The organism is Paucibacter soli, from assembly GCF_037482845.1.
Lineage (GTDB): Bacteria > Pseudomonadota > Gammaproteobacteria > Burkholderiales > Burkholderiaceae_C > Paucibacter_B > Paucibacter_B soli.
Window position 1 is genome coordinate 325803 of the sequence record NZ_JBBHJW010000003.1, and the last position, 26182, is coordinate 351984.

The following is a 26182-nucleotide window of genomic DNA, read 5'->3' on the forward strand; positions in this document are numbered from 1 at the left end:
GGTGGCAACGCATCGGGCAAACGTAGTGTTAACAGGCCCTATAGGCCGCCCTACTGCTTCAATATCCAGCGCGCCATCAGCTTGGCCTCGGCATCGCTGACCAGGGGGCGCTCGCGCTGGTCGGGCATGGTGGCCTTGTTCCAATGCGGCCCGCCGGTGGCATCGCTGCCCTTGCGTATGGTGGCCACCATCGCCACTTCGGCATTACCCTTGCCCTTCCAGAACTTGGCGATCTTCTGGAACGAGGGCGCGGCCCCGTCCTCCTTGATGGCATGGCAGCCCATGCACTGCTTGTCCTGCACGAGCTTCTCGCTCGCCATGGCCGAGCCGGGCCCGACCAGCATGGCGGCGACGATCAGCAGCAGCGGCAATGTCTTCATAAGCGACCTCCGTTCAAACAGCCCCAGTTCGAACCTTAGCCGCCGGCCGCCTGGCCGCATTGCGCGAGCGCAAACCCGGGCCGCATGCCCGGGCCGGCCTCACTTCATCAGCAGCTGCGGCAGCCACAGCGAGATGCTGGGCACATAGGTCACCACGCCCAGGAAGATCAGCATGGTGAGCAGCCAGGGCCAGACCGCCACGGTCAGCTCGCTGATGCCCATCTTGGTGATGCCCGAGGCCACGTAGAGGTTCAGCCCCACCGGCGGATGGCACATGCCCACTTCCATGTTCACCACGATCAGGATGCCGAAGTGGATCGGGTCTATGCCCAGCTTGATCGCCACCGGGAACAGGATGGGCGCGAGGATCAGGATGATGGACGAGGGCTCCATCACGTTGCCGGCCAGCAGCAGCAGGATGTTGACCACCAGCAGGAAGGCCACCGGCCCGAAGCCCTGGTTGATCATCCAGTCGGCCATGGCCTGGGGCACGCCCTCGCTGGTCATCAGGAAGCTGAACAGCACCGCGTTGGTGATGATGTAGAGCAGCATCGCGCTCATGCTGGCCGAGTCCAGCAGCACCTTGGGCAGGCGCTTGAGGTCGAGGTCCTTGTAGATGAACACCGCCACCACAAAGGCGTAGACGGCGGCCATCGCGGCGGCCTCGGTGGGCGTGAACACGCCGCTGTAGATGCCGCCCATCACCACCACGATCAGCATCAGGCCCCAGACGCTTTCGCGGAAGGCGGTCCAGCGCTCGCCCCAGCTGGCCTTGGGCAGGCGTGGGTAGTTGTTCTTGCGGGCGATGCGCCAGGTGGTGAAGCCCAGCGCCGCGGCCAGCATCAGGCCCGGCACCACGCCGGCGATGAACATCGCACCCACCGAGGTGTTGGTGGAGACCGAGTACATCACCATCGCGATCGAGGGCGGGATCAGGATGCCCAGCGAGCCCGAGGTGGTGAGGATGCCGGCGCCGAACTTGTTGGGGAAGCCCTGCTTGACCATCGCCGGCAGGATCACCGAGCCGATCGCCACCACGGTGGCGGGCGAGGAGCCCGACACGGCGGCGAACAGCGCGCAGGCCATCACGCCGGCCAGGCCCAGGCCGCCATGCCAATGGCCGATCATGGACGAGGCAAAGCGGATCATGCGCCGCGCCACCCCGCCATGGGTGAGGAAGTTGCCGGCCAGGATGAAGAAGGGGATCGCCATGATCTCGAACTTCTCGATGCCGGTGAACAGCTTCAGCGCCACCGACTGCACGGGCACGTCGGTCATGGTGAAGAGAAAGGTCAGCACGGTCAGGCCCAGCGAGATGCTGATGGGCATGCCCGTCAGCATCAGGACGATGAGCAGGACGAAGATGATGGAAGCATTCATGTTCTGGGTCTCCTGCGCTCAGACGGGGCCGGCGTCTTCAAGGCCGTCCACATGGCTGTGGTCGTGGTGCGGCAGCTCGCCGGTCTGCAGGAAGCTCCAGGCCACCTGCAGGAAGCGAAAGCACATCAGCGATGAACCCAGCGGCACGCACAGATAGACCCACCACATCGGAATCTCGAGGTCGGCCGAGGTCTGGTCGGTCTCGGACATATGCCAGACGAAGTTGCCGCCCAGCACCGCCACCGTGCCGGTGAAGAGCGCGCCCGAGAGCAGCCCGATCACCACCAGGGCGCGGTAGGGCTTGCCGCTGAGCTTGCGCAGCACCACGTCCACGCCCACATGGATGCCGGTACGCACACCATAGGCAGCGCCGAACTTGGCCATCCACACGAACATGAAGATGCAGAGCTCCTGGGCCCAGCTCATATTGATCTGCACCGTGTAGTCCTGGATCACCGGAATGCCCGAGACATAGCGATGCACCACGGCGGCAAAGATCACCAGCGTGGCCGCGCCGATGAGGAAGGCGATCAGCCATTCCTCCAGGTGGTTGAGAATTCGATTCAGCATGAGCTTTCCTCGGAAGCAGAAGGTCGGGCGGCAAGCGAGCGCAGCGATGCGCCCTTTCCAGCGGCTGCCGCGGATCTGGCTCTGCCAGTCCGCCGGCAGCGCCCCCTTGAGGGGGCTGAGGCCGGACATCAAGGGCAAGCCCTTGATGCCTGCTGAAGAGCCAGGCCGCTGGACTGGCGCGGCCTGCAAGGCCGGCGCAGCCGGTACGGGGTGGGCTTTTACTTGGGGGCGGTGAAACCGGTGGCCTTGTAGACCGCCTCGATGGTGGCCTTGCCGACGCGCGACTCCATCTCCTTGTGCACCGGCATCAGCGCCTTCTTCCACTCGGTGAGCTCGGCCGGCGTGGGCAGATAGATGGTGGACTTGCCGCTGTTCTTGATGGCGGTCAGGGCCGCGGCGTTCTCGGTGCTGGCGATCGCGTTGGCATAGGTGCTGGCGTCCTTCATTGCGCCTTCCAGCTGGCCGCGCACATCGGCCGGCAGTCCGTCCCAGAACTTCTTGTTGACGATCACCGCATAGGCCAGGTGGCCATGGTTGGAGAGGGTGATGTGTTTTTGCACCTCGTAGATGCGCTGGGTGTAGAAATTGGAGGCCACGCCCTCGGTGCCGTCCACCACGCCCGACTGCAGGGCCTGGTAGAGCTCGCTGAAGGCCATCACCTGCGGGATCGCGCCGAGCGCGCGCATCTGCGCGTCCAGCACCTTGCTGGACTGGATGCGCATCTTCATGCCCTTGAAGTCGGCCACCGCATGCAGGGGCTTGTTGGCGCTCATGATGTGGAAGCCGTTGTCCCAGTAGGCCAGGCCCTTGATGCCCTTGGGCTCCAGCTTCTTGAACAGCTCGGCGCCCACCGGCCCGTCGGTGACGGCGCGGAAGGCATCGGTGTCCTTGAACACAAAGGGCAGATCGAAGACCTCGAACTCCTTCACGCCCAGCGGCCCGAACTTGGCCAGCGAGGGCGCCAGCATCTGCACCGAGCCGAGCTGCAGGGCCTCCAGCTCTTCCTTGTCCTTGTAGAGCTGGCTGTTGGGGTAGAGCTCCACCTTGACCTTGCCGCCGGTGCGCTGCTCGGCCAGCTCCTTGAAGCGCTGCGCGCCCTTGCCCTTGGGCGTGTCGGGCGCCACCACATGGCTGAACTTGATGACGATGGGCGCCTGGGCCAACGCTGCCAGCGGCAGGGCCAGGGCGGCGCCCAGCAGCAAGCGACTGGACATGCGGCGGGTCAGGGCGGTGAAGCGTGGTGTCATGGCGGTCTCCTGGTGGATGGTCGGCAGGCTGGTGCGCAAGCCGCTTTGGGGCGATTGTGCGAAGCCGGCTCCCCGGCGGGTAGTTGTGGAGTTCCACATTTGTGCCGGCGCGCCGCGATCCGGGGCGCCGCCGTCCGTAGACTGCGGCCATGCTTGCGACGCTCCCCTCGGCCGCCCCGCCCTCGCGCCTGCGCCACGCCTGGCGCGCCTCGCTATGGGCCTTGCCGCTGGTGCTCTCGCTGCTGTTCGTGGCCGGCGTGCTGGCCTGGGCGCGCGCCAACGACGCCGAAGAGCGCGAGCTGCAACGCCTGACCCTGATCTCGGATGCCCTCAGCGCCGAGGCCCAGCTGCGCGCCCGCCTGGACGAGGAGCTGCAGCAGGTGCGCCTGCTGGCCGCCAGCCTGCAGGCCGCGCATCCCAGCAGCGAAGCCCTGGCCGCGCGCCCCGAGGTGAACGCCGGGCTGCGCCGGCTCTGGCTCTCGGCGGTCTGGCTGGACGGCCGCAACCGCGTGCTGGCCCAGGTGCCACTGCCCGGCGTGCACGACCCCGCCATGGCCGAGGACGGCCTCTCGCTGCACCTGGTGGCGCCGGTGGGCGCGCGCGGCGAGGGCGGCACCCTGGTGGTGCGCTACGCCCCCGCGCTGCTGCTCAAGCGTGGCATCCCCTGGTGGCTGGCGCGCAAATACGATGTGCAGATGGTGGACAGCGCCGACCAGGTGATCGCCTCCAGCACCGAGGGTCCGGGCCGCATGGCGCAGGGGCCGCGGCCCAGCTACCGCGTCGCCTTCGTCGGCCCATTGCGCGCCGGCCCGCTGGCCGAGGCCGCGCTCAGCGATGCGGCCCTGGAGCTGACGCTGCGCGAGCCCGGCGCCACCACCCTGAAGCCGCTGGCCTGGGTGCTGATCGCCGGCTTCCTGCCCCTGATCGCGGTGGCCAGCTGGCTGCTGCGCCGCCAGGTGTGGCAGGTGCGCCATGCCGAAGCCGCCTGGCGCACCGAGGCGGCCTGGCGCCGCGCCATGGAAGACTCGGCCCTGGTGGCGCTGCGCGCCCGCGATGCGCAAGGCAAGCTGCTCTATGTGAACCGCACTTTTTGCGAGATGGTGGGCCTGCGCGCCGACGAGCTGCTGGGCCTGGCGCCGCCCATGCCCTACTGGCCGCCCGACACCCTGGACGAGGTGATGCAGCGCAACCGGCGCAACCTGGCCGGCCAGGCGCCGCGCGAGGGCTACGAGGCACGCTGGCGCCACCGCGACGGCCATCTGCTGGACGTGATGGTGTTCGAGTCGCCGCTGGTCGACGCGGCCGGCAAGCAGGTCGGCTGGATGGGCTCCATCGTCGACATCACCGCGCGCAAGCGCCTGGAGGAACGCGAGCGCCGCCAGGTCGAGACGCTGGCGCACAACGCCCGGCTGACCATGCTGGGCGAGGTGGCCTCGACCCTGGCGCATGAGCTGAACCAGCCGCTCACCGCGATCGCCAGCTACAACGCCGGCATCATCAACTCGCTGGCCAAGCTGGGCGTGGACGACGGCCCGGTGCTGGGCGCGCTGCAGCGCCTGGGCCAGCAGGCCGCCCAGGCCGGCCGGGTGGTGCAGCGCATCCGCGAGTTCCTGACGCGGCGCGAACCCCAGCACGAGGCCTGCGCGCTCAATGCAGTGATCACGGCCGCGGTGGAACTGCTGCCCAAGGAGCTGCAGCGTGGCCAGATCCAGCTGAGCCTGCAGCTGGCCGACCCGCTGCCCGCGGTGCTGGCCGATGCGGTGCTGGTGGAGCAGGTGGTGATCAACCTGGTGCGCAACGCCGCCGATGCCCTGCAGGCGCAGCCGATCGATACCCAGCGGCCGCGCCGCATCGAGATCCACAGCCGTCTGATTGCCGGCGAGGCACGCGACTTCGTGCGCGTGGACGTGCTGGACAACGGCCCCGGCCTCGGCGGCCTGGGCGTGGAGACGCTGTGCGCGGCCTTCTACTCGACCAAGCGCGAGGGCATGGGCATGGGCCTGGCGATCTGCCGCTCCATCATCGAGGCCCACCATGGCGTGCTGGATGCCGGCGAGGCGCCCGGCGGCGGCGCGCGCTTCTCCTTCAGCCTGCCCCTGCATGGCGACGCAACGGAGCATTCGCATGATGAATCATGAGGCCAAGGTCTATCTGGTCGACGACGACCCCGATGTGCGCGACGCGCTGAGCTTTCTGCTCGGCTCGCGCGGCCTGCCGGTGCAGGCCTATGACAGCGGGCCGGCGCTGCTGGCGCAGCTGGATGCGGGCCTGCGGCCGCAGGGCGTGTTCCTGCTGGATGTGCGCATGGAGCCGATGCCGGGCACGCGCCTGCACGACGAGCTGCTGCAGCGCGGCCTGCGCAACCCCGTGCTCTTCCTCACCGGCCATGGCGACATCCCCATGGTGGTGGACGCGCTCAAGAAGGGCGCCTTCGATTTTCTCGAGAAGCCCTATAGCGACAACGCCCTGGCCGACCGCATCGAGCAGGCCCTGGCGGTGGATGCGGCGATGCGCGCCGACGGCGCCCAGGCCGCCGAGCGTCAGGCGCGCCTGGCCAGCCTGACCGAGCGCGAGCACGAGGTGATGCTGCGCGTGGCCGCCGGCAAGCTCAACAAGGTGATCGCCGACGAGCTGCATGTCTCGGTGCGCACGATCGAAGTGCACCGTGCCCGCGTATTCGCCAAGTTGGGCGTGCGCTCGGCGGCCGAGCTGGCGACGCTGCTGGCGCAGGGGTGATGGCGCAGGCACGCACGCCACGCTAAAGCCGCCAGCGCGAGCCAGCTTGGCCAGCGCCGCGAGGTCGCCATTGATGCTGCCGCCATGCCGAACCCCGGTGTCCAGCCCGACGTGCAAGATGCTAGATTTGCTGCTCATGGCCCGCCTTGTCGCAACAAACTCGCAACGCCCCGGCAGCCCGTCCGACGGTTGCCTTGCTGTAGCTCTGCAGGCCCGGCGCCCGCAACCTGCAGCATCGCAGGAGTCGGGCCACCCGCGTTGGCGAAGCCATCTTGTCTAGAGGTGAGAAACCGGCATGCGTCCTGCGATCGTGAATTGCATTCTGGGAGCCACGCTTCTCGCCGTCCCGGTGTGCACCGAAGTGCTCGCCAGAGACTCAGTTCAATTACAGAGCGCCGGTCTGGGAGTTCTGCTCTACGAGCCATTTCCCTGGGCGTATCCACTACTTTCCGCTGTATTGTTCGCGGCGCTCAATGCGCGGTTTTCGGTGCACGCGGCAAGCAGTTGGTGGTTGGGTGCGAGCAAAGGTGCTTTGCTCTCGGCTGTTTGGTTTGTAGCTACGTTTTTCGCAGTCGTTCAGATTCACCTAAAGCTTGGCGGCGTGCTATGAGAAGCCTCACCCCTAACCGGTTACAGGGACTCCCCGCCGCGTCAACACCGTCGCATTGAATTTGTTCCCATCAAGACCTGACCCCGGCTTATGAGCCCGTGCAGCGACCTGTCCAGCGCCGCGAGGTCGCCATTGATGCTGCCGCCATGCCGAACCTCGGCGTCCGGCCCGACGTACAAGATGCTAGATTTGCTGCTCATGGCCCGACTCCTCGCAAACTTGCAACGCCCCGGCAGCCCGTCCGCCGGGTGCCTTGGTGTAGCTCTGCAGGCCCAGTGCCTGCAACCTACGGCATCGCAGGAGTCGGGCCACCCGAGTTCGCGAAGCCATCTTGTCTAGGCCAATCTAGGACCAATCTGCATTGTCGGTATGTACAAGCACAATAACTCCGCTGCCCGCATTCACGCATTACTGACCAAGGCAATGAGCCAACCCGACAAGGCGCTCTACCAAGTGCTTGCGGATGTCTTTGACGTGCGTGGAGCCGACGATGCGGCGACAGGCCAGCTAGTCCTGCCCCGCTTGAATTGGTTCTACGTTGAGCTTGACCTCCTAGAGGCGCAGGTTCGATCAACTCAGATCAGCCCGCACCTCTATGACGGTGCATTTGCCAGAGTGCGAATGGTGATTTCGCCTATCAATCTCGCGGCAGGATGGCAAGGCATGCGAGGAAACTTGACGCCAGACGTGTTGCTGGCTCTAGCCTTCCTGAGTGAGTTGCTTCCGGACGAGGAGACAGCAATCCCGCCTGGCGAATTGGAGGGCATTGCGGCCGAGGTGGAGGCCCTGGCTGAACTCGTAAGAGAAGCAGCTCTTCCCGAAGCGCTCCGACAACTGATCGAACACCAACTTCTCCTCATTCGGCTGGCTCTTGATCAATATCCGATCCAGGGCGCGAAGGCCTTCCGTGAGGCTGGGCGCACAGCGCTTGGCGAGATCATTGAGGCGCGGGAAACGAGTAATGCTCCAGCCAAGGATTCGGAGGAACTGTCGCGCCTTGGAAAACTATGGAAACGTGTCAATACGGCCACCGATGCCGCGCTCAAGATTGAGAAAGTTGGGCAGCTTGGGTATCGAGCCTGGGAGGCGCTAAGCGCATGGCTGCAATAGCCGGCGGAGCCTAGCCTAACTTCCCGCCGCGTCAACACCGTCGCATTGACGTTTCCTCATCAAGACCTGACCCTTGCCAAGGGCCGTCGTGCACGCCGACGTATTGAATAACTGAACAGAGAACAGACTGCCGCTCTACAGACGGCCTTGTTGCATGCCTGTGCGCATGCGGACCCAGAGACGAACCGCTCAGCGGGGCGCCATTCCGTTCACGTGGACTTGGGCCCAAGGGTGCGCGCCAAGCCGATGCCTTGGCCCTGCATCAGGCATGAACAGTCCCCCGGACTCTTCATGTCCGGACTCAGCCCGCTGCCGGTCTGACCTGTCGGTGCATCTGCTGCTGCACACGTTCGGGTCGCGCTCCTCGAAGCTAAGCGCTATGGACTTGCGCCCGCAGGACGCGCAACATCGCCCACTCGGCCTTCAAGTGCCGATGGGAGACGACGATGGATGCAGCGGCACGCCCCAACTATCTGAAGTTCACCGCACTGAGCCTGGCGCTGGCGGGCCTGTTCGGCCCGGCCGAGCTCGCGGCGGAACCCGGCGCCTACGACCCCCTGCTCTCCGAACCCGGCAATCTGCTCTGCACGCCGGCGGTGGCCGGACGCCCGCCGCTGCTTCAACAGCTGGTGCTGGCGCAGGCCGGGACGAAGAGCGAGACCAAGCCCTTCAAGCCGCAAGCGATGCAGGCGGCCAGCGGCGAGGTGCCGCTCTACAGCGACCTGGGCACGCTGTCGCTCAAGGTGGGGACGCGCGATGCGAAGGCGCAGGCCTATTTCGACTAGGGCATGCGTTGGGCCTTCGCCTTCAACCATGCCGAGGCGCAGCGCGCCTTCCAGGCGGCGCAGAAGGCCGACCCCAGGCTCGCGATGGCCTGGTGGGGCGAGGCGCTGGTGCTGGGGCCCAATATCAATGCGCCGATGATGCCCGAGGCGGTGGCGCCGGCAATGGCCGCGCTGGCCAGGGCGGTGGAGCTGGCCCCCGGCGCGCCGCCCAAGGACCGTGCCTTGATCGCGGCGCTGCAGCAGCGCTATTCGGCGGATCCGAAGGCCGATCGCGCCGCGCTCGATGCCGCCTTCGCCGACGCGATGAAGGCGGTGGCCGCAAGCTATCCGGGCGACGACACCGTGCTCACGCTCTATGCCGAGTCCATCATGGACACCCAGCCCTGGGACTATTGGGAGGCGGCGGGCGCCAAGCCCAAGGGCCGCGCGGGCGAGTTGCTGGCTGTGCTGGAGCGGGTGCTGGCGCGCAAGCCGAGTCACCCGGGCGCGATCCATCTCTACATCCACGCGGTCGAGGCCTCGACCCGGCCCGAGCGCGCGCTGCCGCATGCGCGCCGGCTCGGCGCCTTGATGCCGGGCGCCGGGCATATCGTGCACATGCCGGCCCATATCTACTACCGCGTCGGCCTCTACAAGGAATCGCTGGAGGTCAACAAGCGCGCCATGGCCGTGGACGAGCAGTACTTCCGCAGCTCGCCCTCGGACCCGATGTACCGCTCGGCCTACTACCCGCACAACATCCACTTCGTGCTGGTCTCGGCGCAGATGGGCGGCGACGGCCCGACCGCGATCGATGCGGCGGCCAAGCTTGACGCCGCGCTCTCCGACGCAGTGATCGCGCAGTTCGCGGTGCTGGAACCGATCAAGGCCGCGAGCTATCTGGCGCACGCGCAATTCAGCGCGCCCGAGCTGACCCTGGCCCTCAAGGCGCCGCCGAAGGAGCAGCTGCTGGTCGGCGCACTGGCCCACTATGCACGCGCGCTCGCCTTCGCCACCAAGCAGGACATGAGTGGCGCCCAGCGCGAGATCGACGCCATCGCGGCGCTGGAGCAGCAGGCCGATTTCAAACCCTATGCCGACTGGGGCGTGCCGGGCAAGGAGATCGTGCAGACCGCGCGCCTGGTTGCCAGCGCACGCCTTGCCGACGCGCGCGGCGACCTGGCCGGCGCGGCGCGGGCCTATGAGGCCGCGGTGGCAATCGAAGATGCGCTCGCCTATATGGAGCCGCCCTACTGGTACTACCCGATACGCCAGTCGCTGGGCTCGGTCTATCTGCGCCAGGGCAGGCTCGACGCCGCCGAGCAGGCGCTGCGCGACTCGCTGGCCCGCGTGCGCGGCAACGGCTGGGCGCTGGCCGGGCTGGCGGAGGTCTACAAGCGCAAGGGCGACGCGAAGGCCGAGTCCCTGGCGCGCCGGGCCTATGCGCGCGCCTGGCTCGGCGGCGCGCCTCCCGACATCGCCCGGCTCTAGGCCGCGGGCGTGCTGCCGCCGTCAGGGCCTGGCCCAGGCCTGCGCCACGGCATCGTCGGCGTCCCAGGCCTGCGCCACGGGCAGCGGAGCAGCGGCACGCAGGCTAGCAGCAGGGTCAGGCCGGCCGCGGCCGCAGCAGCAGGCTCAGGCTGCCGGCTGCCAGGCTCAGCAGCGCCGCCGCCATGAAGGCCGCCGCGCAGCCCGCCAGCAGCCCGGGCGCTGCGGCATGGGCCAGGGTGCTCAGGCAGGCCAGGCCCAGCGCCGCGCCCAGCTGGCGCGCGGTGTTGAACAGGCCCGAGGCCAGGCCCAGGTCGGCGGCCGGCACGCCGTCCAGCGCGGTGTGGGTGGCGGTCATCAGCATCAGGCCCAGACCCAGGCCGGTGACGACGGTGGGGCCGGTGAGCGCAGTCTCCTGCAGCCCCAGGGCCTGCAGGCGCCAGCTCAGCCAGGCCAGGCCCAGCGCCCCCACCACGCCGCCGTAGAACGGCAGATGCCGCACGCCCGCGTCCATCAGCGCGCGCGAGGCCATCGCCGCGACGGCCAGCGCCAGGCTCATGGGCAGCAGCTGCAGGCCGGCCTGCAGCACGCTCTGGCCCAGGCCCTGCTGCAGCACCAGCGAGCAAAAGTAAGTGGAGGCGGTGAGGCAGGCGCCCAGCCCCATCACCACCAGATTGCCCAGGCTGACATTGCGCTCGGCAAACACGCCCAGGCGTATCAGCGGCCTGCTGCTGCGCGACTCGATACGCCAAAAGGCCAGCAGCAGCAGGCCCGCCGCGGCCAGCGCGCCCAGCACCGACACCGAGCGCCAGCCCAGGCTGGCGGCCTGCGAGATGCCAAGCATCAGGCTGCCCGTGGCCGCGGTGACGCTGACGGCGCCCGGCAGGTCCAGGCGCGGCGCGCTGGCACCCGGCGCCGGCCGCGCCAGCGCGCGCCGCACACCCCAGCACAGGCCCAGCCCGAGCGGCACGTTGACGAACATGACCCAGCGCCAGCCGGCCCAGGCAGTCAGCACGCCGCCCAGCACCACGCCCATCGCCACCGCCAACGCGCTGGAGGCCGCCCACCAGGAGATGGCGCGGCCGCGCGCCGGCCCGCCGGGATACACCGCCACGATCACCGCCAGCGTGGAGGTGGCCAGCGCCGCGCCGCCCAGGCCCTGCAGCGCACGCGCCGCCAGCAGCAGCGCGGGGCTGTCGGCCAGGCCACCGGCCAGGCTGGCGCCGGTGAACAGCAGCAGGCCGGCCGAGAGCACCGGCCGGCGTCCCCACAGGTCGCTGGCGCGCGCCGCCAGCAGCGTGAAGCCGCCCAGGCACAGCAGGTAGGCGTCGACCACCCAGGGCTGCTGCACGGCGCTGAGGCCCAGCTCGGCGCGCATGCTGGGCAGCGCCACGTTGACGATGGCGCCATCCATCACCACCATGAAGGAGGCGATGCAGGCGATCAATACGGCCACCCAGGCGGGCACGCCGGGGCGCAGCAGGGTGGCGGGTGGGGAGGCTTGAGGCTTCATGGCCGGCTCACAAGGAATGGAACATGAGCGCCAGTGTTGGTGCGCGGGCGCCGGACGCGTTATCGTTGTTCGGACCAAAAATAGCGAGATTCAGCCATGACCCTGGACGCCAGCGAACGCCTGGATGGCCCGGCCCTGATCGCCCTGCGTGGCGATGCCGCCCCCGATACCGAATTCCAGCTCGGCACCCGCGAGGTGGACTGGCACCGCCACGCGCGCGGCCAGCTGTTCTGCGTGGAACGCGGGCTGGTGCATGTGCGCACCGCCCATGGCTCCTGGCTGCTGCCACCCGGGCGCGCCGGCTGGATCCCCGCGGGCATGCCCCACCACAGCACGTTGGTCGGCGCGATCAGCGGCTGGAGCCTGTACCTGCACCCCGACGCCTGCGCCGCCCTGCCCGCCTCGCCACGGGTGCTGGGCGTCAGTGCGTTGGCGCTGGCGCTGGTGCGGCGTGCGGTCGCCTGGTCGCACCGCCTGCCGCTGGCGCCGCCCCAGCAGCGCATGCTGGCGGTGCTGCTGGACGAGGTGCTGGCCGCGCCGCAGCAGGCCCTGCACCTGCCCATGCCCAGCGATCGCCGCCTGGTCCGCATCACCCACGCCCTGCTGCAGGCGCCCGACGACGGACGCAGCCTGGCGGCCTGGGCCGCCTGGGCGGGGCTGTCGGCACGCACGCTGAGCCGGCTGATGCTGGCCGAGACCGGCCTGAGCTTTGCGCAATGGCGCGCCCAGGCCGGGCTCAGCCTGGCGCTGGAGCGCCTGGCACGCGGCGAGCCGGTGGCCCAGGTGGCGGATGCGCTGGGCTATGCCACGCCCAGCGGCTTCATCGCGATGTTCCGGCGCGCCTTTGGCGACTCGCCGGCACGCTACTTCGCCAGAGTCGTCAACAATTGACGTTTACGTAAACGTTAATCAACCTCTAGAATCGCGCCACCATTGCTGCTAGAACCGGGCGTTGCGGCCACGCAGCCCTTTGGAGACATCTCATGACCGACCTGTCCGCCGAATACAAGGCCCTCGCCGACTACCGCCCCACCCACAAGGTTCGTTTTGTGACGGCGGCCAGCCTGTTCGATGGGCATGACGCGGCCATCAACATCATGCGCCGCATCCTCCAGGGCATGGGCGCCGAGGTGATACACCTGGGCCACAACCGTTCGGTCGACGAGGTGGTGACGGCGGCGCTGCAGGAAGACGCGCAGGGCATCGCGATCAGCTCCTACCAGGGCGGCCACGTCGAGTATTTCAAGTACATGGTGGAGCTGCTGAAGGCGCGCGGCGGCGAGGATATCCAGGTCTACGGCGGCGGCGGCGGCGTGATCGTGCCGGCCGAGATCCGCGACCTGGCCGAGCACGGCGTGCGCATCTTCAGCCCCGAGGACGGCCAGCGCATGGGCCTGGCCGGCATGATCGGCGAGATGGTGATGCGCTGCGACCTGGATCTCTCGGTGCACGCGCCCACGCAGCTGGAAGCCATCCAGGGCCATGACGAGGCCGCCTGGCGCGCGCTGGCGCAGCTGATCACGGCCTTGGAGAACGGCAAGGCCGAGGCCGGCCTGGTGGCCGCCTTGCAGGCCGCAAGCAAGGACATCAAGACCCCGGTGCTGGGCATCACCGGCACTGGCGGCGCCGGCAAGTCCAGCCTCACCGACGAGCTGATCCGCCGCCTGCGCCTGGACCAGGGCGACAGCCTGCGCGTGGCGCTGATCTCGATCGACCCCTCGCGCCGCAAGAGCGGCGGCGCGCTCCTGGGCGACCGCATCCGCATGAACGCCATCGGCCCCTGGAAGAACGGCCAGCGCGTCTTCATGCGCAGCCTCGCCACGCGCGACTTCGGCAGCGAGATCTCCAAGGCCCTGCCCGACGTGATCGCGGCGGCCAAGCTGGCGGGCTTTGACCTCGTCATCGTCGAGACCTCGGGCATAGGCCAGGGCGACGCCGCCATCGTGCCGCATGTGGACATCCCCATGTATGTGATGACGCCCGAGTTCGGCGCCGCCAGCCAGCTCGAGAAGATCGACATGCTGGACTTCGCCGAGTTCGTGGCCATCAACAAGTTCGACCGCAAGGGCGCCGCCGACGCGCTGCGCGATGTGGCCAAGCAGGTGCAGCGCAACAAGGAGGCCTGGGGCAAGAAGCCCGATGAGATGCCGGTGTTCGGCACCATGGCCAGCCGCTTCAACGACGACGGCGTGACCGCGCTCTACCAGGCGATCAAGAGCCGTCTGGCCGAGCTGGGCATGGCCTTCGCCGAGGCGCGCCTGCCTGCGGTGCAGACCCGCCATAGCACCAACCAGACTCCCATCGTGCCGGGCGCGCGGGTGCGCTACCTGGCCGAGATATCGGATGCGGTGCGTGGCTACAAGAAGCGCGCGCGCCAGCAGGCCACCCTCGCGCGCGAGATCCAGCAGCTCTGGGGCAGCACGCGCATGTTGCTCGAAGCCAACCCCGACAAGCACCGCGCCCGCGACGCGTTGAGCGAGCTGGCGCAGGCACGCGAGGGCCAGCTCGACCCCGCGGCGCGCAAACTGCTGGCGCAATGGCCCGATATGCAGAAGGCCTACGCCGGCGACGAATACGTGGTGAAGATCCGCGACAAGGAGATACGCACCAACCTCGTCTCCACCAGCCTCAGCGGCACCAAGATCAAGAAGGTGGTGCTGCCGCATTACGAGTGCCATGGCGAGCTCTTGAAGTGGCTGATGCTGGAGAACGTGCCCGGCAGCTTCCCCTACACCGCCGGCGTGTTCGCCTTCAAGCGCGAGGGCGAGGACCCCACCCGCATGTTTGCCGGCGAGGGCGATGCCTTCCGCACCAACCGCCGCTTCAAGCTGGTGAGCGAGGGCATGGAGGCCAAGCGCCTCTCCACCGCCTTCGACTCGGTCACGCTGTACGGCAACGACCCCGACCCGCGCCCCGACATCTACGGCAAGGTGGGCAATTCCGGCGTCAGCATCGCGACCCTGGAAGACATGAAGGTGCTGTACGACGGCTTCGACCTCTGCAGCCCCAGCACCTCGGTGTCGATGACCATCAACGGGCCCGCGCCCTCGATCCTGGCGATGTTCATGAACACCGCGATCGACCAGAACCTGGCCAGGTTCAAGGCCGACAACGGCCGCGAGCCCACCGACGACGAGGCCGCCAAGATCAAGGACTGGGTGCTGGCGAATGTGCGCGGCACCGTGCAGGCCGACATCCTGAAGGAAGACCAGGGCCAGAACACCTGCATCTTCTCGACCGAGTTCAGCCTGAAGGTGATGGGCGACATCGCCGAGTACTTCGTGCACCACAATGTGCGCAACTTCTACTCGGTGTCGATCAGCGGCTACCACATCGCCGAGGCGGGCGCGAACCCGATCAGCCAGCTCGCGCTGACGCTCTCCAACGGCTTCACCTTTGTGGAGGCCTATCTGGCGCGCGGCATGCACATCGACGACTTCGCGCCCAACCTCAGCTTCTTCTTCTCCAACGGCATGGACCCCGAGTACACCGTGCTGGGTCGCGTGGCGCGCCGCATCTGGGCGGTGGCGATGCGCGACCGCTACGGCGCCAACGAACGCAGCCAGAAGCTGAAGTACCACATCCAGACCTCGGGCCGTTCCCTGCACGCGCAGGAGATCCAGTTCAACGACATCCGCACCACGCTGCAGGCGCTGATTGCCGTCTACGACAACTGCAACTCGCTGCACACCAACGCCTTCGACGAGGCCATCACCACGCCGACCGAGGAGAGCGTGCGCCGCGCCATGGCGATCCAGCTCATCATCAACCGCGAGTGGGGCCTGGCCAAGAACGAGAACCCCAGCCAGGGTGCCTTCATCATCGACGAGCTGACCGAGCTGGTGGAGGAGGCGGTGCTGGCCGAGTTCGAGAAGATCGCCGAGCGCGGCGGCGTGCTGGGCGCGATGGAAACGGGCTTCCAGCGCAGCAAGATCCAGGAAGAGAGCATGCATTACGAGATGCTCAAGCACACCGGCGAGTACCCCATCATCGGCGTCAACACCTTCCGCAACCCGCATGGCGACACTGTGCCCGAACACATCGAGCTGGCGCGCTCCACCGACGAGGAGAAGCAGAGCCAGCTGCAGCGCCTGCACGATTTCCACGAGCGCCATGCCGGCGCCAGCGCCGCCATGCTGCAGCGCCTGCAGCAGGCGGTGATCGCCAACCAGAACGTCTTCGAGGTGCTGATGGACGCTGTGCGCGTGTGCTCGCTGGGCCAGATCACCGCGGCGCTGTTCGAGGTGGGCGGGCAGTATCGGCGCAGCATGTAAGCCGCCGGCTACGCACGGAGGCGCGGGGATTCAGCCGCCTTCGAGCGCCTGCCCGTCGCGCACCCAGGCCTCGATGCCGCCTCGCAGCACGCGGGCCCGGCGGCCTTGTTGGCGCAGCCAGACGGCCGCGCGCACGGCCGAGGCGTCCTGCGGGCAGGCGCAGTAGGTAAAGAACTCGGCGTGAGCCGGCCACTCGGCCAGGTCGGTCTGTTCCAGGCGGCCCAGATCGAGCTGGCGCGCACCTGGGATGCGGCCTGGCGCCGGCATGCCGGGTAGACTGGCACGCACGTCCAGCACCACGACATCAGGCTCTCGCGTCAGCAGGGCCGCCAGCGCGGCCGGGTCGATGCGCTCGAAGCGCAGCAACTCGCGCCGCTTGTGCCAGCGCCGCCAGATCCGCCATGCCAGGTAGGCCAGCAACATGGCCAAGCCACCCCAAAGCGCTGCGCTGCCGAGCTCGCCGAGCCCGGCCAGCAAACGCTCGATCTGGCGGCCAAACAGCCAGCCCACGCCTATGCCCGTGGCCGCCCACAGCAGCGAACCGGCCAGATTGAAGAGCATGAAGCTGCGCAAGGGCATGCCAAGTGCGCCGGCCAAAGGCGGCGCCAGCACCGACAGCCCCGGCACGAACTTGGCAATCAGCAGCGTGCGCGCGCCGCGCCGTGCAAAGCTCGCCTCGTTCTGCCGCACGCAACTGTCGGGCGAGATCGAGATGCGGCAGAGCGTGGACAGCACGCGCCGCCCGAGCCGGCGCCCGGCATAAAACCACAGCGTGTTGGCCAGCATCGCCGCCAAGGTGGCCAGCAGCAGGGATTGCAGCGCAAAGCCGGCATTCGCAACCGCCTGCGCGCCGGCCAGCATGAGCAAGGGCGTGGACGGCAGGGGCGCGCCGATCTGTTCGGCAAACACACCGATAGCGACGGCCAGCAGGCCATGCTGCGACAACAATGTGGCAAGTTCCTGCATGACGGGAGCCAGGATAGCAGCGCCGCGCCGAAGCCCCTGCCCCTCGCGGCCGGAGCAAATTCGGGGTAAAAGGGAACTGTCGCTACGAAGGAGGCCGCCATGAACTGGAACACCGGACTGCTACCCATCGAAGCCCAGATGGCGAACCCGCCGGACGGACCGACCGAGCACCCCGCCGAGCCGCCCAGCGCCCTGCCCGAGCAGGCCATGCTGATCGACGTGCGCTCCTACGCCGAGTTCATGCAGGGCCATCTGCCGGGTGCGCATTGCCTGCCGCTGCCCAAGCTCGACGAGATGATCCACGCGCTGGCGCCGGACCCGCAGACCCCGCTGATCGTCTACTGCGCCACCGGCGCACGCGCCGAGCTGGCACTCGGCCAGTTGCAGCGCCTGGGCTACCGCCAGGCCCACTACGGCGGCGCGGCGATGGCCCTGGCCAAACGGCTGGGGCTGGCGCTGAGCGCGGGCATGTAGGCATGCGGCCAGCCTTCGGCACCGCAGCCGGAGGCGGTGTTGAAGGAGGGCGCCAGCGGGCTTGCTAGGCGTACTGCTGCAGGCCGCGCAGCAACTGGGGCAGCATGCGCACAGGCGGTAGCGCCGGCACGGGCTCGGCTGCTGTCAGGCCTATGGTCGAGAGCGTGCTTCGGCAGATGTACTCCTTCCAGGCCGCGGCGTTGGCGCCCGTCCAGACGACGCGGCGCGGCAGGTCTCGGCGGTCCACAAACTGCACCACGCCATCGTGGCGCCCCAGGCTGATATTGCGGAACAGGTACACAAACTGGAATGCCGGAGGCGTTCGGCCCGCCGCCAGCGCCTTCAGGGTTCGTGCCGCTGCGGTGCCCATGGCCAGGGCAGTGGCACTGCCCATGCGGCATGGCCCGGCCGCATCGGAAGCGGCCTGCGCTGCATCGCCAACGGCAATGATGTTGGGGTGGCTGATTGAGCGCAGGCCGCTGTCGGTGAGGATCTGCCCATGCGCATTCACGCCGATGCCGGCGGCGCGTGCCAACGCCGGTGGCGCAAAACCGCTGGTCCAGATGCAGGCATCGAACGCCAGTTCGCTGCCGTCGCTGAATTCGGCATGGCCGGCACGCAATGCAAGCACCCTTGCGCCGCTCCTCAGCGCAATGTGGCGCTTTTCAAACGACTGCTGCAGATAGGCGATGATCCGCCGGTCGAATCCGCCCGGCACCATGGCCTTGCCCCAGGGCTGGTCGATGGCAAGAGTGATTTGCGCGTGCGGCTGGCACTCGGCCAACTCCGCCGCGGTCTCGATCCCCGTCAGGCCGCCGCCTACGACCAAGACGCGTGGCCTCTGAAACTGCGCCAGCGTGGCGTACATCTGCTGTGCGGCGCCCACCGACTGGAAGACATGCGCATGCTCGCGCACCCCTGGCACCACATCAATCTTGGCGCTGCTGCCCAGCGCGTACACCAGGTAGTCGTAGCCCAGTTGCGCTTCGCTGCCGTCGATGCGGCGCAAGCTCAGCGCCGACAAGCCCGGCTGCAGCGCCATGACCTCGGCCTGGATGAACTCGACCCCCAGCGGCGTCAGGAAGCTGCGGTAGTCAAAGCCCGCCAGCGCCTGACCAGCCGCCACCTGGTGCAGGCGAACACGCTCCGTGAATTCGGACTTCGCGTCAATTAAGGTGATCGACCAGCCCCGCTTCTGTTGGGCCAGGCGATGTGCCACCGTGAGGCCGGCGTAGCCGCCACCCAGGATGACGACGCGGAGAGGTTTGGATGCTGCGGCTGCCATGAACTGACCAAGGTCTGATGCGGATGGGGAGAGCTTAGGAGTCATTGACCTGTCTGATAATCCATCTAATTCGGACCACATCTGTCCAAAATATGAAGCAATCCGAGCTTGACCTCAACGCCATCAAGGTGCTGGTGGCGGTGGTGCATGCGGGCAGTTTTTCGGCGGCTGCGCGGCGCATGGGTGTGCCGCCCAATCGTCTGAGCCGGCAGATTCAAGGCCTGGAGGAGTCGCTGGGGCTGCGCCTCTTGCAGCGCAGCACCCGGCGCCTGAGCCTGACCACGGTGGGGCGCACGCTGCTGGACCGCGCCGAACCCGCCGTGCAGGAGTTGGAAGCCCTGTGGCGCGAAGCGGGCGCACAGGCCGAGCTGCCGAGTGGCCATCTGCGGGTGGCGGCACCGGCCGATTTCATGAGCGTGCTGGCTGCGGATCGTCTGGCCAGATTTCTGGACCTGCATCCGCAACTCAGCCTGGAGATCATCCTCTCGGACGAACCGGTGGATCTGTTCGGCAGCGGCATCGACATGGCGTTTCGTGCCGGCCCCATACGCGACGAGAGTCTGGTGGCCCGCAAATTGGTTTCAAGCAAGCTGGTGCTGGTGGCCAGCCCCGCCTGCGTCAAGGCCCATGGGCTGCCCAAGGACGCCAAGGCCCTGGCGGCTTACCCCTGCCTGGTTTCGCGAGGGCGGGAAGGCCGCGCCGTCTGGACCCTGCGCGGCCCACGCGGTACGGTTGCCGTGCCGGTACATGCTCGCCTCAGCATCAATGGCATGGGCGCGCTGGTCGCGGCCGCCATGGCGGGCCTTGGCGCCGCGCTGGTGCCCAAGCAACTCGCCGACGCCGCCATCGCGGCAGGCAGCCTGGTGCGCTTGCTGCCCCGCCACGACCATGACGGCGGAGGCATCTTTGCCGTCTATCCCAGCCGGCGGCATCCACCGGCCGCCTTGCGGGCCCTGATCGACTTTGTGGTGCAGGAGGCTCGGGCAGCGCCCCCCGAGGCATGACACGGCGGCCGGGATGGCTTGCGGTGTAGCCTTCGAAGGCAGCATGCTCGGCGCACAAAGCAGGCAAGCCCTCGACATCATCGGGCCCGCCCTGCCGGACCCGCAAGCCCGGCATGCGCTCAAGCACAGCTGCAGGCGATCAGCGATTCGCCCTGCAGCCGACCCGGCGCAGCGCCGGTCGCCAGCGGGAAGCCGTCGCGGATCCAGAAGTCCAAGCCGCCCAGCATCTCCTTGACCATGAAGCCACGCGAGGCCAGCGCATAGGCGCCCTTGGTGGAGCCGTTGCAGCCGATGCCATCGCAGTAGGTGACGTAGACCTTGCTGCGGTCCAGCCCCGCCAGGCTTGGGTCGTCCTGCAGCAGCAGCTTCAGGCTCAAGGCGCCGGGCACATGGCCTTCCACGTAGGCGGACTCGCGCCGGGTGTCCAGCACCACGACGTCCGCACAGCCGGCCAGCAAATCCTCGGCCACATCCCAGGCATCGGTATGGAAGCCCAGCTTGGCCTGCATATAGGCGGCGCTGTCGGCCGGGCTGGGGGCGGGGAAGGAAAGCACGGAGGAGTTGGGCTTGTTCATGAGACAGGACCTTTCGTTGGAGCTGCGGATAAGACAGTTTCACGTTTATTGGACTTAACATTGATACCAATATTTCAATCCAAATAAGACCAATGCCTCCATCGCGCCTGTGGTTGCAGCTGTTTGAACGCCAGGCCGGCCAGGGCCTGGGGCGTCGTGAGCAGCTCTGCGCCAGCCTGCGCGCGGCGATGCGTGCCGGCGAGCTGGGGCTGGGCGAGCGCCTGCCCGCCAGCCGCGTGCTGGCGGCCGATCTGGGCCTCTCGCGGGTCACCGTCGAGGCGGCCTATGCCCAGCTGGAGGCCGAAGGCTATATGCGGCGCGAGGTCGGCCGCGGCAGCTTTGTCGCGATCACGCTCAAGGCCGGCGGCGGCGGGGCGCGGCGCGCGCCGCATCTGGCGCTGGCGCAGGCCGCGCTCTCGCGCCGCGGCGAGCGCATCGCCCAGGGTGGCGGCTGCAACGATCCGCGCCAGCCGCAGGCATTCGCGGCCGGCAGCCCGGAGCTGCGCGCCTTCCCCATCGCGCTGTGGCGCCTGCTGACCAACAAGCGCCTGCGCCAGCAGCCCGGCCTGCTGGGCTACGGCGACCCGCAGGGCCATGAGGAGCTGCGCAGCGCCATCGCCGGCTACCTGAACCAGTCGCGCGGCCTGCGTTGCCGGGCCGAACAGGTGCTGGTGCTGACCAGCTCGCAGCAAGCCCTGCAGCTGCTGGCCGGCATGCTGCTGGACGATGGCGACACGCTGTGGATGGAGGAGCCGGGCTACCGCGGCGCGCGCACCGCCTTTGCCGCCGCAGGCGCGCGGGTGCTGCCGGTGCCGGTGGATAGCGAGGGCCTGCGCCCCGCTGCCGGCCTGCCGGCGCCGCGCCTGATCTATCTGACGCCCTCGCACCAATACCCCTGCGGTGTGGCGCTGAGCCTGGCGCGCCGCCTGGCCCTGCTGGCGCTAGCGCAGCAGGCCGGCGCCTGGATCGTCGAGGACGACTACGACAGCGAGTTCCACTACGAGGGCAAGCCCATGCCGGCCCTGCAGGGGCTCGACGAGCAGGGCCGCGTGATCTATGTCGGCACCTTCTCCAAGACGCTGTTCCCCTCGCTGCGCCTGGCCTATATGGTGCTGCCCGAGGCGCTGGTGCCAGCGCTGGTGACGGCGCGCAATATCCACGACGGGCACAGCGCACAGCTGGCCCAGGCGGTGACGGCCGACTTCATCACACAAGGCCACTTTGCCGCGCATCTGCGCCTGATGCGCCAGCTCTACCGCCAGCGCCGCGAGGTCCTGCTGCAGGCCTGCCATCAACACCTGACCCCCTGGCTGCACCCCCAGCCCAGCGCCGGCGGCCTGCAGCTGGCGGCCCTGCTGCCCGCTGGCGAGGAAGCGCGCTGGACGCGCGCCGCCGCCGCGCTCGGCGTGCTGACGCCCAGCCTGCGCGCCCTCTATGACGAGCCTCACGGGCCGGCCGCGCAGGACGGCTGGCTGCTGGGCTATGCGGCGCTGACGCCGGCGGAAATCCTGGCCGGGGTCGGCAGCCTGGCGCGCCTGCGTCCCTGACATGGCTTTGTGCAGGGTGAGCGCCGCCGCCCCATACTCCGGGGCAGCCTCTTTTCCACCCACAGGAAACTCCCCGCCATGAAACACTACTGGATACTGCCCCTGCTGACCTCCGCGCTGCTGGCCACCGCGCCCGCTCATGCGCAGGACGTCGCTTTGAAGGCCGCCATCGCGGCGCCGCACCGCACGCCCGCCAACGTCGCTCGCGACGTCTGGCGCCACCCCTATGAAACGCTGAGCTTCTTCGGCATCAAGCCCACGCAGACGGTGGTCGAGCTCACGCCAGGCGGCGGCTGGTACACCGAGATCCTGGCGCCCTATCTGCGCGAGCGCGGCCAGCTGATCGTGGGCGCTGACGATCCCGCCTCCAGCAGTGCCTACTCGCAACGCAGCGCCGCGCGCCTGCAGCAAAAGCTGGCTGCCCTGCCCTCGGTATACGACAAGGTCCAAGTCGGGGTGTTCGACGCTGAGGCCGGCAAGCTGCAATACGCCAAGCCCGGCAGCGCCGATCTGGTGCTGACCTTCCGCAATGCCCATAACTGGGCCGCGCTGGGCGAGGCGCAGACCCTGGCGGTCTTCAAGAGCGCCTTCGACGCGCTCAAGCCGGGCGGCGTGCTGGGCCTGGTGGACCACCGCCTGCCGGCCGATCGCGTGCAGGACGCCAAGGCCAGCAGCGGCTATCTGCACCAGGCCTGGGTGGTGCGCATGGCCGAGAGCGCCGGCTTCAAGCTGCTGGCCAGCGCGGAGATCAACGCCAACCCCAAGGACAAGGCCGATCACACGAACGGCGTCTGGGCCCTGCCACCCACCTATGCCAACAAGGACGAGCAGCGCGCCCGCTACGAGGCGATCGGCGAGAGCGACCGCATGACGCTCAAATTCGGCAAGCCCTGAGTGTTGTTGCCCTAGGTCATGGGCGGCATGCGCATGGCCACGCATGCTGGAGGCATCGCAGGAGAGCGGCCACATGCACCATCCGCAAACACCCGAAGCCCAGCAGGCCGCCCTGGCCCTGTACCAGCGCCGTGCCGAACGCTACGACCTGGAGCTGGCCGCCTTCGACGCGCTGCGCCAGGAGGCCATCGCGGCCCTGCACCTGCAGCCCGGCGAAACCGTGCTGGACCTGGGTTGCGGCACCGGCCTGAGCCTGCCGGCGCTGCAGGCTGCGGTGGGGCCTGGCGGCCATGTGCTGGGGGTGGAGCAATGCCCGGCCATGCTGGCGCAGGCCGAGGCGCGCGTGCGGGCGGGGCATTGGTGCCATGTGCGGCTGCAGGGCTGCGCGGTGGCACAGGCGCGCCTGCCGCGCCGGGCCGATGCCGCGCTGTTCTTCTTCACCCACGACATCCAGCAGCAGGAGGCGGCGCTGGCGCGCGTGTGCGCCCATCTGCGCCCGGGTGCGCGCGTGGTGGCGGTGGGCCTGTGCTGGGCGCCGCCCTGGCTGGGCCTTGCCAATCTGTTCGTGCTGGGCGCGGCGCTGTATTCGATCCGCGCGCCCGACTATCTCGCCAGCCTGAGCCAGCCCTGGCGGCTGCTGGCGGCAAGGCTCGCCAGCCACCGCGTCGAGAAGCGCTGGCTGGACAGCATCTATCTGCTGCGCGGCTGCATCTAGGGTCGCCGCGGCGGCGCCGGCCGCCACAGGTCCAGCACCGGCGAGGGCGGGGTCACCGAGGCGTCGAAGGGGTGCGAACGCTGGCCGTTGATGGCGGCGATGATGCGGCGCACATAGAGCCGCGTCTCGGCATAGGGCGGCACGCCGCGGTAGCGCTCCACCGCGCGCTCGCCGGCGTTGTAGGCCGCCAGCGCCAGCGTCAGGTCGCCCTCGAAATAGGCCAGCAGCCAGCGCAGATAGGCCATGCCGCCGCGGATGTTCTGCACCGGGTCGGTGATGCGGCCGACCTTGAAGCGCCGGGCGGTGTCGGGGATCAGCTGCATCAGGCCCTGCGCGCCCTTGGGCGATGTCGCCAGGGGGTCGAAATTCGACTCGGTGGCCATCACCGCCAGCACCAGATGTGGCGCCAGCCTGTAATCCGGCGCCACCATCTTGACGAAGTTGACGATGATCTCGGGGGCGTTCCTGGGCGGCGGGGGTGGCGCCGGCAGCGCCCAGGCGGCGGGCTTGCCGCGCGCAGTGGCGACGATGGGCTGCGGATCGCTTTCGGGCGGGCGCAGGCATTCGGGCGGCGCACCGCGCGGCTCGCCCATCGCCGCCGCCATATTTTTTGCCTGCTCCAGGCCCTGCTCAGCGGCGGCATTGAAGAGGTGGGCGGCCTGGGCATCGTCGCGCGCGATGCCGCGCGCATGCACCAGCATCCAGGCCAGGTTGAACTGCGCCACCGGGTCGCCATAACGGGCCGCGCGGCAGTAGAGCTGTGCCGCTGCCACCGGGTCGCGCGGCACGCCGTCGCCATGCTCCAGCGCCTCGGCCTCCTGGCGCCAGCGCTCCACCTGGGCCGGCACCACCGGGCCGCGCTCGGGCGGCGGGGTGCTGGGGCGCGGCAGATTCTCCAGGCTCAGGCCGGGGATCTGGGCACAGGCGCTGCCCACGAACAGGGCGAGCGCAAGAGGGGCATGACGCATCGCGCGGCAGTGTAGCGGGCTCAACGGGCTCAATCCTTGCCGCGCCGCCACACCGCGGCGAAGGCCAGCAGCTTGTGCCTGAGGCTCAGGCGCTCGTCCGACAGCGCATCCAGGAAGTCCGAGAGCCGCTTGGACTTGATCATGGTGTAGACGGTGAGCGCAATCGTCACCGCCAGGGTGATCGCAAACCAGGCCAGGCGCTCGGACAGCGGCGCGTCAGCCTCGGCGAGCAGATTCATGCCCAGGAAACCGGTGGTGATGGTGCCCACCAGACCGAAGATGGTCACCACGGTGAGCCGCACCACCGTGTTGGCCTGGCGGCGGATGCTGTCGGTTTCCAGATAGGCGCTCATATCGCCGATGCGCTCCTTCACCTCGGCATAGAGCGCGTCGGTCTCCAGATGCCGGGCGCAGAGCCGGAACAGCGCGCGCGCCTGCGCCTGCTCGGCCACCTCGTGGAACCAGTAGCGGTGCGTGAAGCGCAGAAATCCCTCGAAGCAGCTGCGGATGGCGCGCTTGAAGCGGCGCACATTGTCGGGGTCCTGCACGTTCAGGCGGCGCAGCGCTTCCACCAGCCGGTCGGAGAACATCAAGAGCGCCGCCTTCTGGAAATGCGCCAGCAAAAAGATCAGGAAATGCTGGTGGCGGAACTGCGCCAGCACGCCGCGATCGCGGCAGGTGTAGAAGGCGGCGTCGGCGCGGCCCAGCACCACCAGGGCATGGCCGCAGCTGAGATAACGCGTGTGTGGCGCGGCACCGCCGGGGCTCCAGAAACGGTCGTAGCAATAGCGCTGCTCGAAGTCCTGCAGATGCTGCTCGCCATAGGGCAGGCCACCCTCCCCCGCCCCCGCCACCAGGCCCAGGCGCACGAAATCGCTGCGGCTCAGAGCGCCCGGATCGTCCAGCGCCAGATAGGCCATCACCGGCATGCGGTAGTACTCGATCTGTCGGTAGCGCAACAGGCCCGGCTCATCGGCATGCTCGCTCACCAGCGGGCGCAGCACGAAATCCCAATGCGCGGCGATGCGTGGCGCGCGGTGCGCCTGCACATGGGCGATGTAGCGCTCGCGTTCGCGCGTGTCCGAGCGCGCCAGCACCGCATCGCCCTCGCCCAGCCATTCGGCGCCGGCCAGGCAATGCAGGGGCTGACCCTGCGCGTCCCAGCCCGAGGGGTAGGCGCGGCCCAGGCGGTAGAGCAGTTCCTGCACCTGGGCCAGCGGCAGCTCGGTGGCGGCCAGCTCGACGTTGAGTATCACCACATCGACGTCGAAGAAAAAGTAGAGGTCCACATGCACCAGCTCCAGGCGCAGCGGCTCGTCTCCGGGCCGCAGCCAGGCGCGCAGGGCGCGGATGTCGTGGCGGCGAAACACCTTCATGCCAGATTCGCCGAGCGCATCGTCGGAGCGCTGGCTGGAGCGGCCCTCGCCGTAGAGCACGCGCTGCACATAGGGCAGAAAGGTCACGAACTCCTGGTAATGGCGCTCGTGAAAGGCGCCGGGCTCGCCGGTGTATTCGTCCTGCACCTCGCGCCAGGGGCTGTCCTGCCCGCTGCCGCCCAGTAGCTCCCAGGGCCGGCGCGGCGCGCCCGGGTTGTCGCCAAGCGGCATCAGGCGTAGCGGCCAGAGCAGGATCTGATGCAGGCGCTGGACATGCACGGCGGAGCTCATGGCCGCCATCATGCC

At 68.6% G+C, this 26182-nt stretch carries 23 protein-coding genes; 13 read left to right on the forward strand and 10 right to left on the reverse strand.

The window, feature by feature from the left end; genetic code table 11:
- Positions 1–50 precede the first annotated feature (50 nt).
- From WG898_RS09540 to WG898_RS09555, 4 genes are all read right to left on the reverse strand, one after another.
- Positions 51–380, reverse strand: a complete 330-nt coding sequence (locus WG898_RS09540; protein ID WP_339602542.1) for a c-type cytochrome — start codon at positions 378–380, stop codon at positions 51–53.
- A gap of 99 nt (positions 381–479) precedes the next feature.
- Positions 480–1760 carry a TRAP transporter large permease gene (locus WG898_RS09545; protein WP_339602543.1) on the reverse strand — a complete coding sequence of 427 codons (1281 nt, stop codon included), beginning with the start codon at positions 1758–1760 and terminating at the stop codon, positions 480–482.
- 18 nt (positions 1761–1778) lie between these two features.
- The gene (locus WG898_RS09550) at positions 1779–2330 is read right to left on the reverse strand and encodes a TRAP transporter small permease (protein ID WP_339602544.1); all 552 of its coding nucleotides are present in this window, start codon (positions 2328–2330) and stop codon (positions 1779–1781) included.
- A gap of 218 nt (positions 2331–2548) precedes the next feature.
- The gene (locus WG898_RS09555; RefSeq protein ID WP_339602614.1) at positions 2549–3544 is read right to left on the reverse strand and encodes a TRAP transporter substrate-binding protein; all 996 of its coding nucleotides are present in this window, start codon (positions 3542–3544) and stop codon (positions 2549–2551) included.
- A gap of 182 nt (positions 3545–3726) precedes the next feature.
- Between WG898_RS09555 and WG898_RS09560 the strand changes: the two genes are divergently transcribed.
- The 6 genes from WG898_RS09560 (at position 3727) to WG898_RS09585 (ending at position 10288) form a co-directional block, all read left to right on the forward strand.
- Positions 3727–5715 (forward strand): sensor histidine kinase, encoded by a 1989-nt coding sequence (locus WG898_RS09560; protein WP_339602545.1) that lies wholly within the window; start codon positions 3727–3729, stop codon positions 5713–5715.
- Positions 5702–6313: a response regulator transcription factor gene (locus WG898_RS09565; protein ID WP_444718929.1), complete on the forward strand. Its 612-nt coding sequence runs from the start codon at positions 5702–5704 to the stop codon at positions 6311–6313. The genes WG898_RS09560 and WG898_RS09565 overlap by 14 nt, the downstream gene beginning before the upstream one ends.
- 295 nt (positions 6314–6608) lie before the next feature.
- Positions 6609–6923 carry a hypothetical protein gene (locus tag WG898_RS09570; RefSeq protein ID WP_339602546.1) on the forward strand — a complete coding sequence of 105 codons (315 nt, stop codon included), beginning with the start codon at positions 6609–6611 and terminating at the stop codon, positions 6921–6923.
- A gap of 369 nt (positions 6924–7292) precedes the next feature.
- On the forward strand, positions 7293–8033 hold the full coding sequence (locus tag WG898_RS09575) for a hypothetical protein (RefSeq protein ID WP_339602547.1): 741 nt from the start codon (positions 7293–7295) through the stop codon (positions 8031–8033).
- Positions 8034–8479: 446 nt separating this feature from the next.
- On the forward strand, positions 8480–8818 hold the full coding sequence (locus tag WG898_RS09580) for a hypothetical protein (protein ID WP_339602548.1): 339 nt from the start codon (positions 8480–8482) through the stop codon (positions 8816–8818).
- A 3-nt stretch (positions 8819–8821) separates the two neighbouring features.
- Positions 8822–10288 carry a hypothetical protein gene (locus WG898_RS09585; RefSeq protein WP_339602549.1) on the forward strand — a complete coding sequence of 489 codons (1467 nt, stop codon included), beginning with the start codon at positions 8822–8824 and terminating at the stop codon, positions 10286–10288.
- A 115-nt stretch (positions 10289–10403) separates the two neighbouring features.
- Here WG898_RS09585 and WG898_RS09590 read toward each other — a convergent pair whose 3' ends face one another.
- Positions 10404–11798 (reverse strand): MFS transporter, encoded by a 1395-nt coding sequence (locus WG898_RS09590; protein WP_339602550.1) that lies wholly within the window; start codon positions 11796–11798, stop codon positions 10404–10406.
- A 96-nt stretch (positions 11799–11894) separates the two neighbouring features.
- On the opposite strand from WG898_RS09590, the gene WG898_RS09595 reads away from it, so the two are divergent.
- On the forward strand, positions 11895–12689 hold the full coding sequence (locus tag WG898_RS09595; protein ID WP_339602551.1) for an AraC family transcriptional regulator: 795 nt from the start codon (positions 11895–11897) through the stop codon (positions 12687–12689).
- A gap of 92 nt (positions 12690–12781) precedes the next feature.
- The gene (gene icmF / locus WG898_RS09600; RefSeq protein ID WP_339602552.1) at positions 12782–16072 is read left to right on the forward strand and encodes a fused isobutyryl-CoA mutase/GTPase IcmF; all 3291 of its coding nucleotides are present in this window, start codon (positions 12782–12784) and stop codon (positions 16070–16072) included.
- Between the two features lie 30 nt (positions 16073–16102).
- On the opposite strand, the gene WG898_RS09605 is transcribed toward icmF, so the two are convergent.
- Entirely contained in the window at positions 16103–17038 is a 936-nt protein-coding gene (locus WG898_RS09605; RefSeq protein ID WP_339602553.1) for a VTT domain-containing protein, read from the reverse strand.
- Between the two features lie 99 nt (positions 17039–17137).
- Here WG898_RS09605 and WG898_RS09610 point away from each other — a divergent pair, with 99 nt between their 5' ends.
- Positions 17138–17512 (forward strand): rhodanese-like domain-containing protein, encoded by a 375-nt coding sequence (locus WG898_RS09610; RefSeq protein ID WP_339602554.1) that lies wholly within the window; start codon positions 17138–17140, stop codon positions 17510–17512.
- A 64-nt stretch (positions 17513–17576) separates the two neighbouring features.
- Here the strand turns inward: WG898_RS09610 and WG898_RS09615 are convergent, their stop codons facing one another.
- Positions 17577–18797, reverse strand: coding sequence for an NAD(P)/FAD-dependent oxidoreductase (locus tag WG898_RS09615; protein ID WP_339602555.1), 1221 nt, complete (start codon positions 18795–18797; stop codon positions 17577–17579).
- 92 nt (positions 18798–18889) lie between these two features.
- On the opposite strand from WG898_RS09615, the gene WG898_RS09620 reads away from it, so the two are divergent.
- A complete protein-coding gene (locus WG898_RS09620) occupies positions 18890–19801 on the forward strand; it encodes a LysR family transcriptional regulator (RefSeq protein ID WP_339602556.1) in 912 nt (303 codons plus the stop codon).
- A 119-nt stretch (positions 19802–19920) separates the two neighbouring features.
- On the opposite strand, the gene WG898_RS09625 is transcribed toward WG898_RS09620, so the two are convergent.
- Positions 19921–20376 (reverse strand): rhodanese-like domain-containing protein, encoded by a 456-nt coding sequence (locus tag WG898_RS09625; RefSeq protein ID WP_339602557.1) that lies wholly within the window; start codon positions 20374–20376, stop codon positions 19921–19923.
- Positions 20377–20468: 92 nt separating this feature from the next.
- Between WG898_RS09625 and pdxR the strand changes: the two genes are divergently transcribed.
- From pdxR to WG898_RS09640, 3 genes are all read left to right on the forward strand, one after another.
- Positions 20469–21923: a MocR-like pyridoxine biosynthesis transcription factor PdxR gene (pdxR, locus tag WG898_RS09630; RefSeq protein ID WP_339602558.1), complete on the forward strand. Its 1455-nt coding sequence runs from the start codon at positions 20469–20471 to the stop codon at positions 21921–21923.
- Between the two features lie 78 nt (positions 21924–22001).
- Positions 22002–22817, forward strand: coding sequence for a class I SAM-dependent methyltransferase (locus WG898_RS09635; RefSeq protein ID WP_339602559.1), 816 nt, complete (start codon positions 22002–22004; stop codon positions 22815–22817).
- A 73-nt stretch (positions 22818–22890) separates the two neighbouring features.
- Complete coding sequence (locus WG898_RS09640; RefSeq protein ID WP_339602560.1) at positions 22891–23532, forward strand: class I SAM-dependent methyltransferase; 642 nt, start codon at positions 22891–22893, stop codon at positions 23530–23532.
- Here the strand turns inward: WG898_RS09640 and WG898_RS09645 are convergent.
- Both WG898_RS09645 and WG898_RS09650 read right to left on the reverse strand, forming a co-directional pair.
- The gene (locus tag WG898_RS09645) at positions 23529–24500 is read right to left on the reverse strand and encodes a lytic transglycosylase domain-containing protein (RefSeq protein WP_339602561.1); all 972 of its coding nucleotides are present in this window, start codon (positions 24498–24500) and stop codon (positions 23529–23531) included. The two genes, WG898_RS09640 and WG898_RS09645, sit on opposite strands and share 4 nt — an antisense overlap.
- 29 nt (positions 24501–24529) lie before the next feature.
- Positions 24530–26176 (reverse strand): hypothetical protein, encoded by a 1647-nt coding sequence (locus WG898_RS09650; RefSeq protein WP_339602616.1) that lies wholly within the window; start codon positions 26174–26176, stop codon positions 24530–24532.
- Positions 26177–26182 lie beyond the last annotated feature (6 nt).

Coding starts and splice junctions, on each gene's coding strand:
- icmF (WP_339602552.1), top strand. CDS start 12,782: ATGACCGACCTGTCCGCCGAATACAAGGCCCTCGCCGACTACCGCCCC.
- WG898_RS09610 (WP_339602554.1), top strand. CDS start 17,138: ATGAACTGGAACACCGGACTGCTACCCATCGAAGCCCAGATGGCGAAC.
- WG898_RS09595 (WP_339602551.1), top strand. CDS start 11,895: ATGACCCTGGACGCCAGCGAACGCCTGGATGGCCCGGCCCTGATCGCC.
- pdxR (WP_339602558.1), top strand. CDS start 20,469: ATGCCTCCATCGCGCCTGTGGTTGCAGCTGTTTGAACGCCAGGCCGGC.
- WG898_RS09650 (WP_339602616.1), bottom strand. CDS start 26,176: ATGGCGGCCATGAGCTCCGCCGTGCATGTCCAGCGCCTGCATCAGATC.
- WG898_RS09590 (WP_339602550.1), bottom strand. CDS start 11,798: ATGAAGCCTCAAGCCTCCCCACCCGCCACCCTGCTGCGCCCCGGCGTG.
- WG898_RS09545 (WP_339602543.1), bottom strand. CDS start 1,760: ATGAATGCTTCCATCATCTTCGTCCTGCTCATCGTCCTGATGCTGACG.
- WG898_RS09585 (WP_339602549.1), top strand. CDS start 8,822: ATGCGTTGGGCCTTCGCCTTCAACCATGCCGAGGCGCAGCGCGCCTTC.
- WG898_RS09560 (WP_339602545.1), top strand. CDS start 3,727: ATGCTTGCGACGCTCCCCTCGGCCGCCCCGCCCTCGCGCCTGCGCCAC.
- WG898_RS09565 (WP_444718929.1), top strand. CDS start 5,702: ATGATGAATCATGAGGCCAAGGTCTATCTGGTCGACGACGACCCCGAT.
- WG898_RS09605 (WP_339602553.1), bottom strand. CDS start 17,038: ATGCAGGAACTTGCCACATTGTTGTCGCAGCATGGCCTGCTGGCCGTC.
- WG898_RS09550 (WP_339602544.1), bottom strand. CDS start 2,330: ATGCTGAATCGAATTCTCAACCACCTGGAGGAATGGCTGATCGCCTTC.
- WG898_RS09555 (WP_339602614.1), bottom strand. CDS start 3,544: ATGTCCAGTCGCTTGCTGCTGGGCGCCGCCCTGGCCCTGCCGCTGGCA.
- WG898_RS09570 (WP_339602546.1), top strand. CDS start 6,609: ATGCGTCCTGCGATCGTGAATTGCATTCTGGGAGCCACGCTTCTCGCC.
- WG898_RS09575 (WP_339602547.1), top strand. CDS start 7,293: ATGTACAAGCACAATAACTCCGCTGCCCGCATTCACGCATTACTGACC.
- WG898_RS09645 (WP_339602561.1), bottom strand. CDS start 24,500: ATGCGTCATGCCCCTCTTGCGCTCGCCCTGTTCGTGGGCAGCGCCTGT.
- WG898_RS09635 (WP_339602559.1), top strand. CDS start 22,002: ATGAAACACTACTGGATACTGCCCCTGCTGACCTCCGCGCTGCTGGCC.
- WG898_RS09640 (WP_339602560.1), top strand. CDS start 22,891: ATGCACCATCCGCAAACACCCGAAGCCCAGCAGGCCGCCCTGGCCCTG.
- WG898_RS09625 (WP_339602557.1), bottom strand. CDS start 20,376: ATGAACAAGCCCAACTCCTCCGTGCTTTCCTTCCCCGCCCCCAGCCCG.
- WG898_RS09615 (WP_339602555.1), bottom strand. CDS start 18,797: ATGGCAGCCGCAGCATCCAAACCTCTCCGCGTCGTCATCCTGGGTGGC.
- WG898_RS09620 (WP_339602556.1), top strand. CDS start 18,890: ATGAAGCAATCCGAGCTTGACCTCAACGCCATCAAGGTGCTGGTGGCG.
- WG898_RS09540 (WP_339602542.1), bottom strand. CDS start 380: ATGAAGACATTGCCGCTGCTGCTGATCGTCGCCGCCATGCTGGTCGGG.
- WG898_RS09580 (WP_339602548.1), top strand. CDS start 8,480: ATGGATGCAGCGGCACGCCCCAACTATCTGAAGTTCACCGCACTGAGC.